Here is a 12,943-nt window from a genome sequence, read left to right as displayed (position 1 = left end):
GATAAAGTGAAAATTCCGCAATTGCTGGGGCGCGGATTCTGCGATTTGAAGGGGCCATCATGTTTCATCCGAAGCTATTCGAAAATCGCAACGTCGTGATCACCGGCGCTGGCCGCGGCATCGGGCTGGAGGTGGCGCGTCAGTTTCTCGATTGCGGCGCGCGCGTGCTCGTCCATATCGGTCGGGATGGCAACCGCGAGCTGCCGGATTTTCTGCTGGAAGCCGAACTCGACCGCCGCGCTTTTCTCGTTCCGGCCGACTTTAGCAATGAGAACGGCACGAAGGACTTTGCCGCCGCGGCTGCCGGCGTGTTCGATCGGGTCGATGTGCTGGTCAACAATGCCGGCACCATGCTTGGCCGCTTTCCCGCCGGCGAATTGACCGACGAGCAATATGGCCGGATCGTCCAGCTCAACCAGACCTCCGTCGTTGAGGTGACAAGGGCGCTGCTGCCGCTGCTGAGAACTGCGGGGCAGGCGGCGATCGTCAATACGGTATCGATCTCGGCGCTCACCGGCGGCAGCCCCGGATCGGCGATCTATTCCGCCTCCAAAGCCTTCGTCGCCACCTATTCGAAAGCGCTGGCGCGGGAGTTGGCGCCTGATGGTATCCGGGTGAATTGCGTGTCGCCGGGCACCATCGCCACCGATTTCCACGAGCGCTATTCCTCGAAGGAGAAGCTCGAGCAGACGCGCCGGTCGATCCCGCTGCAACGCCTGGGAACCGCCGAGGATTGCGCGCCCACCTATCTCTTCCTGGCCGCGCCGACCTTATCCGGCTACATCACCGGACAGGTGATCGAGATCAATGGCGGTCAGCTTATCTGCTGATAAAATGGACCTTTTTTGGTGCTTCGCCATTTTTTGAACGGGCACCCCATTCATAATATTATACGCATATCTGGATGCGAATTTGTCGCCAGAGGCTATCCTATGTCGTTGTCTCCACCGCTTGGCGGTATTGCGGAGCATAATGTTGAAGAACTGAACGCGAAGGCCAGAAGGGCGAGCGTCCTGTTGAAGGCTCTGTCGCACGAGACACGGCTGATCATTCTCTTCATGCTGGCCAAGCAGGAAAAGACCGTGATGGAGATCGAGGCTATTCTTGGTTTGCAGCAGGCGGTGGTGTCGCAACATCTGGCCCGGCTACGGCTGGAAAAGTTGGTCGAAACGCGGCGCGAGGGCCGGCTTGTCTATTACGCTGTTGCCGGTACCGAAATCCGTGATGTGGTCGAGTCGCTAAGAGAGGTCTTCTGCAGTCTCGACTGATGATCTATAGAGCGACGGCTACCAGGCGTGATGGTTTCCGATCAGGCGGATAGGCTGAGCTTTCCATCCTTCGCGCATGGCGTTCGAGATAGATGGAGCCGACAATGACCCGCGACAAACTCTTTTTGTTGTTCTCCGACTGGGAAGATCCCGCTTATCCCGGTCGGCGTTTCTATTGCGAGCATTGTGCCTTGATGGAAGGCGTCCTGGCGTTATTTCCCGCGTTGGCGCAACGGCTTGATGTCGAGCGGATTGCCTGGCCGAGACCAAGGCTTCCCGTTGTCGCGCTGGTTGGGGAGGAACATCAGTCCCTGCCATTGCTGGTACTGGCGGATGGTGAAACGTCGCAATATCAAACAGGCCTGTTTCAGGGCCGAGCCTTCATATCCGACAAGGATAAAATCCTTGCCGCACTTGCGGAGCGTCACGGGTTTCCCGAGCCTCATCCCTGAATGAGAACCCGGAAGCTCCTGAGATGGCCGAGTGCTTCGTAGCCGGAACGTTGCACCGCCGGACACGCGTTGACGCTGTTCGCTTCACTCTTGCTAGTTGCAGAATGCATAGTTTGAAGCTCATTAATCACTTCGGTGACTGGCGCTGAAACGGTTGTCTATTTAGGGCGACGGTGTCACAACGCGTCACGTTGGCGCATCGCGCCGATCCTCCGCACCTGCTATTGCTTGAATGAAATTTAAGAACGCCGTGACCTTTGCTGGCGGCAACGCCCGCGACGGATGGTAAGCGTAAAGCGGAAATTTCTCTTCACACCAACTGGGTAGAATCTGCACAATGTCCCCGCGGGATAGCCAAGGGGCGAGACCAACCGCCAGACTCTGGAATACCCCTTGACCTGCAAGGCAAGCTTCTAGCGCAACAGTGGGGTCGTCCATCATTACACGGCCAGCAACCTCAACCTCGACAATTTCCGCGCCACGCTGAAATTGCCATTGAAAAGGCCGCCCTGTTTGTGGGTCGCGAAACAAAAGAACCTCGTGATGAACTAGATCATGCGGTGTTTTTGGTTCTCCACACCGTTTGATATAGCTTGGTGCAGCGCACGTAATGACAGGTGTCTCGAGTAGCTTTCGAACGATCAAAGACGCAACGTCGGGGCTCCCAAAACGAACCGCGACGTCGACACCCAACATCATGTCTTCGCGGTAATTGGTGCTCGTCAATTCGACAAACAGCTTGGGATATCTCGCCATGAATTCGGGTAGGCGCGGAGCTACCACCATCCGCGCAAACCAGGGATCAATCGATACCCGCAGCCGACCACTAACGACCATGGATGCACCAGATGCGTCTACCGTTGCCTCCTCCAAACCGGCAAGTAAAGGCATGGCTCGCGCGTGAAATCGGCGGCCTTCTTCCGTAAGGGTCACGACGCGAGAATTTCGATCGAATAGCCTCACGCCGATGCGTGCTTCGAGGCGAGCTATCGACCGACTAACACCCGAGGGTGTTAGTCCCAATATCTTTGCAGCCTTGGCAAAGTTGCCGGCCTCTGCGACCGCAGCGAAGACGCCCACACCTGTTAACAGTCGCGCATCGAAAGCCACTCTGCATTTCCCCTCTTATTGCCGACTAGCCGAATGCTGCCGCGCCGCACTGCGCGATTCCAACATCTTAGCGATGATATTATATCATCGCTTAATTGACTATTATGATCCGGTGTCATCGCAGGAGTTGGAATATAAAGCTGCAACCCCATCGTGATGTTGGGCGGTCAGGTAGAAAGCCTGCCGTAATGACACCCTTTCAAAACTTTCTGGAGAACCATCATGTTTGCAATCACCGGAATAACCGGCAAGGTTGGCGGTGAAGTCGCCCGCACACTTCTCGCAGCCGGACAGGCTGTCCGTGCCGTTTTGCGCGACGATGCGAAGGCCGCAGGTTGGAAGGCACAGGGCTGTGAAATTGACTTGGCCGACATCGAAGACCAGACCGCGCTTGCCGCGGCCTTCGCCGGTGCTGAGGGTGTCTTCATTCTGCCTCCATCTGAGTTCGATCCTGAACCAGGTTTTCCCGAGGCCAGAAAGGTAATCGATGCGATCGTGGCCGCACTGACGGCTGCCCGCCCATTAAAGGTCGTCTGCCTTTCGACTATCGGCGCTGACGCAACGCACGAAAACTTGCTGACACAACGCCAACTGCTGGAGACGGCTCTCTCCGACATCGCCATCCCAGTCACCTTTTTGCGGCCTGCCTGGTTCATGGAGAATGCGATGTGGGATGTCGCTACGGCACGGGACCAGGGTATTCTCCAGAGCTTCCTGCAGCCTGCCGACAAAGCCTTCCCGATGGTCGCCACCAGGGACGTCGGCCGCCTTGCTGCTGAACTGCTCCAGCAAAGCTGGATTGGAACGCGGGTAGTCGAATTGGAAGGACCGGAACGAGTGTCGCCAGATGATCTGGCATCAGCATTCGGCGCAGTTCTGAATCGGTCAGTTAGCGTTGAGACCATACCCCGAGAAACGTGGGAGGGCCTGTTTCGGTCACAAGGAATGAAAAATCCTGGGCCGCGAGCCCGCATGCTCGATGGCTTCAACGAGAGCTGGATTGAATTTGCCGATCAAGGGCGCTCGTCGACCAAGGGGTCCACACCCCTTATCGAGGTGATTTCTGCGCTCGTTGCCCAGAACAATAATAGCAACGAATAGTCTCAGCGCACCTTCTAGTCCCCGTGGAATCCGAGAAGAAGTCTGCCACAAAAGTCATGTCCTCAGGGGCTTTTGCGATAGCCTGAAGACCGTATCGGGAGCAAAGCCGCTGCAATCGCTGTTGTGGCGATTGCACTCCAGCGTCAGCCTGCTTAACTCTTCTTCTCGGGAGAGTTAAATGATCGACAAGCTGGAATTCTTTATCGCGCTTGCCAACCAGAAGCATTTCGGCCGCGCCGCGGAGGAATGCGGGGTGACGCAGCCGACACTGTCGGCGGCGATCAGGCAGCTGGAGGATCAGCTCGGGGTCATGCTCGTCAGTCGCGGCTCACGCTTCCAGGGGTTGACGCCGGAAGGGCAGCGGGTGCTGGAATGGGCGCGGCGCATCGTCGGCGATACCAGGACGATGCGGGAGGAAATGCGGGCGGCGCACAAGGGGCTTGCCGGTCATATCCGCATCGCGGCCATCCCGACGGCGCTTGCCATGGTGCCGAAGATCACGGCGCCGTTTCAGGAACGGCATCCCGACGTCACTTTCTCCATCATCTCGCGCAATTCGCTGCAGGTGCTGAGCCTGCTCGAAAATCTAGAGATCGATGCCGGCATCACCTACCTGGAGAACGAACCGCTCGGCAGGGTTACCAGCGTGCCGCTTTACGCCGAGCGCTATCATCTGATCACGGCGGCGGGCAGTCCGCTCTCCGAGCGCGCAAGCGTGACCTGGAAGGAAGTCGGCGATCTTCGGCTTTGTCTATTGACTGCAGACATGCAGAACCGCCGGATCATCAACCGCCATCTCGCCGAAGCCGGCGCGACGGTGCGACCGACGCTGGAATCCAATTCGATGATCGTGTTGTTTTCCCATGTCCAGACGGGACGCTGGGCGAGCATCATGCCGAAGAATATCGCCGATTCCTTTGGTTTTCCCTCCGATATTCACAAGATCCCGATCACCGAACCGGATGCCGAACATCTCGTCGGCCTGGTCGCTACCCATCGTGAGCCGTTCACGCCGCTCGTCTCGGCCTTGTTGCACGAGGCGCGATTGCTCGCGGAAAGTGAGAAAGGTCGATAGGAATTTCCTATCGATTGACGGGACTCGCTTATTGATCCTTCGGCTCTTCCCTGCGACTCTCCGAATGTAGCACGCGTCGATGCGTGTTTATGGAGGAAGCCTGGGAGGGCTGTTTATGAGTTTGCATCTTGGCTCGGACGCAATCGCGGCCCGTGCTGGCGTGATTATCGACACCATGAAATCGATGGAAGGGCCGCTCCTGCCGATCCTGCATGGGATCCAGGAGGAGTTCGGCTATGTGCCGCAGGATACGCTGCCGCTGATCGCCAAGGCCCTGAATTTGTCGCGCGCCGAAGTGCACGGCGTCATGACCTTCTATCATGATTACCGCGATCATCCCGCCGGCCGCCATGTCCTGAAGCTCTGTCGTGCCGAGGCTTGTCAGTCGATGGGTGCCGATCAGTTGGCGGAGCGCGTCAAACGGCTGCTCGGCATCGATTTTCATCAGACGACGCTTGATGGCAGCGTGACGCTGGAGCCGGTCTACTGTCTCGGGCTCTGCGCCTGTGCGCCGGCGGCGATGCTGGACAGCGAGCTGCATGGTCGGCTGGACGACGAAGGTGTGGAAGACCTCGTGAGGGAGGCGCGCCAATGACGGTGAAGATTTATGTTCCTCGCGATGCGGCGGCTCTTTCGCTCGGCGCCGAGAAGGTAGCCAAGGCTATCGCACAGGAAATCGCCAGCCGTGGCCTGGATGCGCAGATCGTGCGCAACGGTTCGCGCGGCATGTTCTGGCTGGAGCCGCTGGTCGAAGTGGAAGTTGACGGCAAGCGCATCGGCTATGGGCCGGTCAAGGCCAAGGATGTGCCGGCGCTGTTCGATGCCGGATTGATCGATGGCAGCGCGCCTCCGCTCTGTCTTGGGGAGGTCGAAAACCTCCCATTCCTTAAGGAACAAACCCGCCTGACCTTCGCCCGCTGCGGCATCATCGACCCCCTTTCGCTGGAAGATTATGAAGCCCATGGCGGTCTCAAGGGCCTGCGTCGTGCTGTCGCCATGGCTGCGGCCGATATCGTCAAGGACGTTACCGATTCCGGCCTGCGCGGCCGTGGCGGCGCGGGCTTTCCGACCGGTATCAAATGGAAGACGGTGCTCGATGCGCCTGGGACACGCAAATACATCGTCTGCAATGCCGACGAGGGTGACAGCGGTACGTTTGCCGACCGGATGATCATGGAGGGTGATCCCTTCGTCCTCATCGAGGGCATGGCGATATCAGGCCTTGCGACCGGCGCGACCAAGGGCTTCGTCTATGCGCGCTCGGAATATCCGCATGCCATCGCCGCGATGACGCAAGCCGTGGAAATCGCCAGAGGAGCCGGTATTCTCGGAGCCTCCGTGCTTGGCTCCGGTAAGGCCTTCGACATCGAGATCCGCACCGGCGCCGGCGCCTATGTCTGCGGCGAGGAGACGGCGCTGCTCAACAGCCTGGAAGGCAAGCGCGGCATTGTGCGCGCCAAGCCGCCGCTGCCGGCGCATAAGGGCCTGTTCGACTGTCCGACCGTCATCAACAACGTCATCTCGCTCGCCTCCGTGCCCGTGATCATGGACAAGGGCGCTGCCTTCTACCGTGACTTCGGCATGGGCCGCTCGCGCGGTACCATCCCGCTGCAGATCGCGGGCAATGTGAAATATGGCGGCCTCTACGAGACGGCCTTCGGCCTATCGCTCGGCGATATCATCGACAAGATCGGCGGCGGGACAGTGACGGGACGACCGGTGAAGGCGGTGCAGGTCGGCGGCCCGTTGGGCGCGTACTTTCCGCGCGCTTTGTTCGATACGCCGTTCGACTACGAATCCTTCGCGGCCAAGGATGGCCTCATCGGCCATGCCGGCATCGTCGTGTTTGACGATACCGCCGACATGCTGAAGCAGGCGCGTTTCGCGATGGAGTTCTGCGCAGTGGAAAGCTGCGGCAAGTGCACGCCCTGCCGCATCGGCTCGACCCGCGGCGTCGAGACGGCCGACAAGATCGCGCGTGGCATCGAGCCCGAGAAGAACCGGGTCCTGCTTGCCGATCTCTGCAACACGATGAAGTTTGGTTCACTCTGTGCGCTCGGGGGCTTCACGCCCTATCCGGTGATGAGCGCGATGACGCATTTTCCGGAGGATTTCGCTCCGGTCCCTTTGATTGAAGCGGCGGAGTAAGATCCATGTCCCTCGTTCCCGAAATCGACTACGGCACGCCCGCCTCCCTCTCAGAAACTCTGGTGACACTGACCGTCGATGGCCGTCCGATCACCGTGCCCGAGGGCACGTCGATCATGCGCGCCTCGATGGAAGCGGGCATTCAGGTGCCGAAGCTCTGCGCCACCGACATGGTCGATGCTTTCGGCTCCTGCCGCCTCTGTCTCGTCGAGATCGAAGGCCGCAATGGCACGCCTTCGTCCTGCACGACACCGGTTTCGCCGGGCATGGTGGTGCACACCCAGACCAACCGGCTCAAGGATATCCGCCGCGGCGTGATGGAGCTTTATATCTCCGATCATCCGCTCGACTGTCTGACCTGTGCCGCCAATGGCGACTGCGAGCTGCAGGACATGGCCGGCGCGGTTGGCCTGCGCGACGTGCGTTACGGCTATGAGGGCGACAATCACGTCAAGGCGCGCAATAGCGGCGACATCAATCTGAAATGGATGCCGAAGGACGAGTCCAATCCCTATTTCACCTATGACCCCTCGAAATGCATCGTCTGCTCCCGCTGCGTCCGCGCTTGCGAAGAGGTGCAGGGCACGTTCGCGCTGACCATTGAGGGCCGGGGGTTCGGTTCGCGTGTGTCGCCCGGCATGCATGAGCATTTCATCGATTCGGAATGCGTTTCCTGCGGCGCCTGCGTGCAGGCCTGTCCAACCGCGACGCTGACGGAAAAGTCGGTGATCGCGATCGGCCAGCCCGAACATTCCGTCGTCACCACCTGCGCCTATTGCGGCGTTGGCTGTTCCTTCAAGGCGGAGATGCGCGGCGAGGAATTGGTGCGCATGGTGCCGTGGAAGGATGGCCAGGCCAATCGCGGCCATTCCTGCGTCAAGGGTCGCTTCGCCTATGGCTATTCGACGCATCAGGACCGCATTCTCAATCCGATGGTGCGCGAGAAGATCACCGACCCCTGGCGCGAAGTCACCTGGGATGAGGCCTTCGCGCATGTCGCCACGGAAATCCGGCGCATCCAGTATCAGTATGGCCGCGAATCCGTCGGTGGCATCACATCGTCGCGCTGCACCAACGAAGAGACCTTCCTGGTGCAGAAGCTGATCCGCGCCGGCTTCGGCAACAACAATGTCGACACCTGCGCCCGTGTCTGCCACTCACCGACCGGCTATGGCCTTGGCCAGGCCTTCGGCACTTCGGCCGGCACGCAGAATTTCGACAGCGTCGAGCATTCCGATGTTGTCATCGTTATCGGCGCTAATCCGACCGACGGCCATCCGGTCTTCGGCTCGCGCCTGAAGAAGCGGTTGCGCCAGGGCGCCAAACTGATCGTCATCGATCCGCGCCGCATCGATCTGGTGCGTACGCCGCATGTCGAGGCAAGCTATCACTTGCCGCTCAAGCCTGGCACCAATGTCGCCCTGCTGACGGCACTCGCCCATGTGATCGTCACCGAAGGCCTCTTCGACGAAAAATTCATTCGCGAGCGCTGCGACTGGTCGGAATTCGAGGATTGGGCGGCTTTCGTCGCCGAGCCGCAGCATAGCCCGGAAGAGACGGAAAAATTCACCAACGTTCCCGCCGATCTCGTGCGGGGTGCGGCTCGCCTCTTCGCCAAGGGCGGTAACGGCGCGATCTATTATGGTCTCGGCGTCACCGAGCATAGCCAGGGCTCGACGACGGTCATGGCGATCGCCAATCTCGCGATGGTCACCGGCAATATCGGCCGTCCCGGCGTCGGCGTGAACCCGCTGCGCGGCCAGAACAATGTCCAGGGTTCCTGCGACATGGGTTCCTTCCCGCACGAGCTGCCGGGCTATCGCCATGTCTCCGACGATGCGACGCGCGATATCTTCGAAAAGCTATGGGGCGTGACGCTCAACAACGAGCCGGGCCTGCGCATTCCGAACATGCTCGATGCCGCTGTCGATGGCACGTTCAAGGGTCTCTACATCCAGGGCGAGGACATCTTGCAGTCCGATCCGGACACCAAGCATGTCGCCGCCGGCCTTGCCGCGATGGAATGCGTCATCGTCCATGATCTCTTCCTGAACGAGACGGCCAACTACGCCCATGTCTTCCTGCCCGGTTCGACCTTCCTCGAGAAAGACGGCACCTTCACCAATGCCGAGCGCCGCATCAACCGCGTGCGAAAGGTGATGAGCCCGCGCAACGGCTATGCCGACTGGGAGGTGACGCAGAAGATGGCGCAGGCCATGGGACTTGGCTGGAACTACCAGCACCCCTCCGAAATCATGGACGAGATCGCCGCGACGACGCCGAGCTTCGCCCTAGTTTCCTACCACTATCTGGAGAAAATGGGTTCGGTGCAGTGGCCCTGCAACGAGAAGACGCCACTGGGCTCGCCGATCATGCATGTCGACGGTTTCGTGCGCGGTAAGGGCAAGTTCATCCGCACGGAATATGTCGCGACCGACGAACGCACCGGCCCTCGCTTCCCGCTGCTGCTGACGACTGGGCGCATTCTCAGCCAGTACAATGTCGGCGCGCAGACGCGGCGCACCGAGAACGTCATGTGGCATTCCGAGGACCGGCTGGAGATGCATCCGCACGATGCCGAACAGCGCGGCATTCGCGAGGGCGACTGGATCAAGCTTGCCAGCCGTTCCGGCGATACGACGTTGCGTGCGCTGATCACCGACCGCGTCGCGCCGGGCGTCGTCTATACGACCTTCCATCATCCCGATACGCAGGCGAACGTCATCACGACCGACTATTCCGACTGGGCGACGAATTGCCCGGAATATAAGGTAACAGCGGTACAGGTCTCGCCGTCAAACGGTCCGTCGCAATGGCAGATCGACTATGACGAACAGGCCCGGCAGTCTCGTCGGATTGTTGGAAAAATGGAGGCCGCAGAGTGAGTTCGGCAGGCTAATGACCAAATTCACCCCCACGACCACCGTCCCCGAAACCGCGCGCCGCAACGGCGTCGTCCGCTCCAGCTCGCGCATCGTGCCGGAAGAAGTTCCGATCGCCTTTTCCTATGGCGGCTCTTCGCATGCGGTGATGATGGGAACGCCAGACGATCTCGAGGATTTCGCCATCGGGTTCAGCCTGACCGAGGGCATCATCACCGATATCGATCAGATCGCCGCCGTCGAACCTGTCGAAGACGAGCAGGGGATCGATGTGCAGATCACCCTGGTCGATGACGTCGCCGATGCCCTGCGTGTCCGGCGGCGGCATATGGCCGGGCCGGTCGGCTGCGGCCTTTGCGGTATCGAATCGATCGAGCAGGCGGTGCGCAAGGTGCCGGATGTCTCCGCTGTCGCGCTGACGTTGTCCCATGAGGATATCGTCCGCGCCATCGCGCTTCTCAATGACGCGCAGCCCTTGCATCGCGAGACCCGCGCCGTGCATGGGGCCGGGTTTTATATTCCGGGCAAGGGATTGATCGCCGTGCGCGAGGATGTCGGGCGCCACAATGCGTTGGACAAGCTTTGCGGCGCCGTCATTCGCTCCGGCCACAAGGGCACCGATGGCGTCGTTGCGGTCACCAGCCGATTGTCTGTCGAGATGGTGCAGAAGGCGGCGATCCTGGGCAGTTCGGTTCTTGTCGCCATTTCCGCGCCGACGGCGCTTGCCATCCGCACGGCCGATGAGGCCGGTATGACGCTGGTGGCGCTGGTGCGCGGCGACGATTTCGAGATTTTCACCCATCCACAGCGTATTACTCCTGGGAGCATCGCCGATGTCGCTTGATGAAACGCATCACGGCAAGACCGCCACGAAGCTCGTCTATATGGCGAACCAGATCGCCACCTTCTTCAAGACGCAGCCGGCGCATGAAGCGGTGCAGGGTGTTGCCACGCATATCAATAAATTCTGGGAGCCGCGCATGCGGCGACAGCTTTTTGAGATCATCGATCATGGCGACAACGGGCTGGCTCCGCTGGTGCTGGAGGCAGCTTCACTGATCCACAGACCGGAGCCGGTCAAGCAGGACTGAGCTGGTCTTTGTCTTTGATATTTAAAAACTATTGGATGGAGGGGGAAATCCGTCCACGACCGCTGTACAAGGCGGAATTATTGGGGAATGCCGGTCTCAGAAACAAGGAGGGTTGTTCATGGCGACTGCGGAAACGGATATTTCTAGAGGTGCGGCGACACCGGGACTGCTCGATCGCGAGCGCATCATCGCCAAGCCAGGCTTCAACCGATGGCTGGTGCCGCCGGCTGCCCTGGCGATCCATCTTTGCATCGGCATGGCCTATGGTTTCAGCGTCTTCTGGCTGCCGTTGTCGAAGGCACTTGGCACATCGACGCCGCCGACGGCCGAATGCGCCAGCCTCAATCTTCTCTCTGCCTTGGTTACCACGAGCTGCGATTGGCGCGTCAGCGATCTCGGCTGGATCTATACGCTGTTTTTCGTGCTGCTCGGTTCCTCGGCCGCCATCTGGGGCGGCTGGCTGGAACGCGCGGGGCCGCGCAAGGCCGGCGTCGTCTCGGCTTGCTGCTGGTGCGGCGGTATCCTGATTGCCGCGATCGGCGTCCTTTATCATCAGCTCTGGCTGATGTGGATCGGTGCGGGCGTCATCGGCGGTATCGGGCTTGGGCTCGGCTATATCTCGCCGGTCTCGACGCTAATCAAATGGTTTCCCGACCGTCGCGGCATGGCGACGGGTATGGCGATCATGGGCTTCGGCGGTGGAGCGATGATCGGCGCGCCGCTCGCCAACCTGCTGATGACCAACTTCCGCGTCGATGGTTCGGTCGGCGTCTGGCAGACCTTCGTCGTCATGGCGGCGATCTATTTCGTTTTCATGATCGGCGGCGCCTTCGGCTATCGCCTGCCGCCAGCTGGCTGGCGCCCTGAAGGCTGGACACCTCCTGCCGCCAAGAGCACGATGATCACGACCAAGCATGTGCATCTGCGCAACGCCCACAAGACCAAGCAATTCTGGCTGATCTGGGCGGTGCTGTGCCTCAACGTTTCGGCTGGTATCGGCGTCATCGGCATGGCTTCGCCGATGCTGCAGGAAATCTTCGGCGGTGCGCTGATCGGCCTGCCGGATGTGAAGTTCGGTGATCTCAGCAAGGAACAAGTGGCGGGCATCGCAGCCATTGCCGCCGGTTTCGCCGGTCTGCTGTCGCTCTTCAATATCGGCGGGCGCTTCTTCTGGGCGTCGCTCTCCGACAAGATCGGCCGCAAGAATACCTATTACTGCTTCTTCCTCATCGGGATCGCGCTTTACCTGCTTGCCCCCTGGGCGGCGGGCATTCACAGCAAGGTCCTGTTCGTCGGCGCTCTCTGCATCATTCTCTCGATGTATGGCGGCGGCTTTGCCACCATCCCGGCCTATCTCGCCGATATCTTCGGCACGCAGTTCGTCGGTGCCATCCATGGCCGGCTGCTGACGGCCTGGGCGACGGCCGGGATCGTCGGTCCGGTGGTGGTCAACTACATTCGTGAGGCACAGAAGGCTGCCGGCGTCGAAGGCGCGCAGCTCTATACCTTCACCATGTATATCCTTGCCGGCATGCTGGCTTTGGGCCTGATTGCCAACTCGCTGGTGAGGCCGCTTGCGGACAAATGGTTCATGTCGGATGGGGAAGTGGCCGCGCTGCAGGCAAAGACCGCCGCTGCCAATGCCGGCCCGACGGGCTCATTCGGCATCGGTAAGGGCGGGTTCGACGGCAAGGCGCTGATCGCCTGGGCGATCGTCGGCATCCCGCTTCTGTGGGGTGTCTGGGTGACGATCAGGAGCACCTTCGCGCTGTTCGGCTGAAACCGGCACGCGACTTGCATGTAAAAAGCCGCCCCG

12 protein-coding genes are annotated in these 12,943 nt (G+C 60.3%); 11 read left to right on the top strand and 1 reads right to left on the bottom strand.

Annotated features, from left to right (window positions below; genetic code table 11):
- The first annotated feature begins 59 nt into the window (after positions 1–59).
- The 3 genes from HB780_RS23545 (at position 60) to HB780_RS23535 (ending at position 1,720) form a co-directional block, all read left to right on the top strand.
- A complete protein-coding gene (locus HB780_RS23545; RefSeq protein ID WP_183689778.1) occupies positions 60–830 on the top strand; it encodes an SDR family NAD(P)-dependent oxidoreductase in 771 nt (256 codons plus the stop codon).
- 102 nt (positions 831–932) lie between these two features.
- Positions 933–1,268 (top strand): ArsR/SmtB family transcription factor, encoded by a 336-nt coding sequence (locus tag HB780_RS23540; protein ID WP_183689777.1) that lies wholly within the window; start codon positions 933–935, stop codon positions 1,266–1,268.
- Between the two features lie 104 nt (positions 1,269–1,372).
- Positions 1,373–1,720 (top strand): DUF3088 domain-containing protein, encoded by a 348-nt coding sequence (locus HB780_RS23535; RefSeq protein ID WP_183689776.1) that lies wholly within the window; start codon positions 1,373–1,375, stop codon positions 1,718–1,720.
- Between the two features lie 186 nt (positions 1,721–1,906).
- Here HB780_RS23535 and HB780_RS23530 read toward each other — a convergent pair whose 3' ends face one another.
- Positions 1,907–2,830: a LysR family transcriptional regulator gene (locus HB780_RS23530; RefSeq protein WP_183689775.1), complete on the bottom strand. Its 924-nt coding sequence runs from the start codon at positions 2,828–2,830 to the stop codon at positions 1,907–1,909.
- Between the two features lie 222 nt (positions 2,831–3,052).
- On the opposite strand from HB780_RS23530, the gene HB780_RS23525 reads away from it, so the two are divergent.
- From HB780_RS23525 to HB780_RS23490, 8 genes are all read left to right on the top strand, one after another.
- Positions 3,053–3,931 carry an NmrA family NAD(P)-binding protein gene (locus HB780_RS23525; protein WP_183689774.1) on the top strand — a complete coding sequence of 293 codons (879 nt, stop codon included), beginning with the start codon at positions 3,053–3,055 and terminating at the stop codon, positions 3,929–3,931.
- A 178-nt stretch (positions 3,932–4,109) separates the two neighbouring features.
- Entirely contained in the window at positions 4,110–5,006 is an 897-nt protein-coding gene (locus tag HB780_RS23520) for a LysR family transcriptional regulator (RefSeq protein ID WP_183689773.1), read from the top strand.
- A gap of 175 nt (positions 5,007–5,181) precedes the next feature.
- The gene (locus tag HB780_RS23515; RefSeq protein ID WP_435693926.1) at positions 5,182–5,601 is read left to right on the top strand and encodes a formate dehydrogenase subunit gamma; all 420 of its coding nucleotides are present in this window, start codon (positions 5,182–5,184) and stop codon (positions 5,599–5,601) included.
- On the top strand, positions 5,598–7,154 hold the full coding sequence (locus HB780_RS23510; RefSeq protein WP_183689771.1) for a formate dehydrogenase beta subunit: 1,557 nt from the start codon (positions 5,598–5,600) through the stop codon (positions 7,152–7,154). Before HB780_RS23515 ends, HB780_RS23510 begins: the two co-directional genes overlap by 4 nt.
- A gap of 5 nt (positions 7,155–7,159) precedes the next feature.
- Positions 7,160–10,039 (top strand): formate dehydrogenase subunit alpha, encoded by a 2,880-nt coding sequence (fdhF, locus tag HB780_RS23505; RefSeq protein WP_183689770.1) that lies wholly within the window; start codon positions 7,160–7,162, stop codon positions 10,037–10,039.
- 13 nt (positions 10,040–10,052) lie between these two features.
- Positions 10,053–10,880, top strand: coding sequence for a formate dehydrogenase accessory sulfurtransferase FdhD (gene fdhD / locus HB780_RS23500; RefSeq protein ID WP_183689769.1), 828 nt, complete (start codon positions 10,053–10,055; stop codon positions 10,878–10,880).
- Entirely contained in the window at positions 10,870–11,127 is a 258-nt protein-coding gene (locus HB780_RS23495) for a formate dehydrogenase subunit delta (protein ID WP_183689768.1), read from the top strand. The genes fdhD and HB780_RS23495 overlap by 11 nt, the downstream gene beginning before the upstream one ends.
- Positions 11,128–11,245: 118 nt before the next feature.
- Positions 11,246–12,907 (top strand): OFA family MFS transporter, encoded by a 1,662-nt coding sequence (locus HB780_RS23490; RefSeq protein ID WP_183689767.1) that lies wholly within the window; start codon positions 11,246–11,248, stop codon positions 12,905–12,907.
- Positions 12,908–12,943 lie beyond the last annotated feature (36 nt).

Source organism: Rhizobium lusitanum (assembly GCF_014189535.1).
GTDB classification, from domain to species: domain Bacteria; phylum Pseudomonadota; class Alphaproteobacteria; order Rhizobiales; family Rhizobiaceae; genus Rhizobium; species Rhizobium lusitanum_C.
Note: the sequence above shows the minus strand (reverse complement) of the source record. Positions and strands in the feature narration are given on the sequence as shown.

Bases quoted from the DNA above. Each gene is read 5' to 3' on its own strand.
- fdhD (WP_183689769.1), top strand. From the start codon at position 10,053: ATGACCAAATTCACCCCCACGACCACCGTCCCCGAAACCGCGCGCCGC.
- HB780_RS23515 (WP_435693926.1), top strand. From the start codon at position 5,182: ATGAAATCGATGGAAGGGCCGCTCCTGCCGATCCTGCATGGGATCCAG.
- fdhF (WP_183689770.1), top strand. From the start codon at position 7,160: ATGTCCCTCGTTCCCGAAATCGACTACGGCACGCCCGCCTCCCTCTCA.
- HB780_RS23545 (WP_183689778.1), top strand. From the start codon at position 60: ATGTTTCATCCGAAGCTATTCGAAAATCGCAACGTCGTGATCACCGGC.
- HB780_RS23495 (WP_183689768.1), top strand. From the start codon at position 10,870: ATGTCGCTTGATGAAACGCATCACGGCAAGACCGCCACGAAGCTCGTC.
- HB780_RS23520 (WP_183689773.1), top strand. From the start codon at position 4,110: ATGATCGACAAGCTGGAATTCTTTATCGCGCTTGCCAACCAGAAGCAT.
- HB780_RS23525 (WP_183689774.1), top strand. From the start codon at position 3,053: ATGTTTGCAATCACCGGAATAACCGGCAAGGTTGGCGGTGAAGTCGCC.
- HB780_RS23510 (WP_183689771.1), top strand. From the start codon at position 5,598: ATGACGGTGAAGATTTATGTTCCTCGCGATGCGGCGGCTCTTTCGCTC.
- HB780_RS23535 (WP_183689776.1), top strand. From the start codon at position 1,373: ATGACCCGCGACAAACTCTTTTTGTTGTTCTCCGACTGGGAAGATCCC.
- HB780_RS23540 (WP_183689777.1), top strand. From the start codon at position 933: ATGTCGTTGTCTCCACCGCTTGGCGGTATTGCGGAGCATAATGTTGAA.
- HB780_RS23490 (WP_183689767.1), top strand. From the start codon at position 11,246: ATGGCGACTGCGGAAACGGATATTTCTAGAGGTGCGGCGACACCGGGA.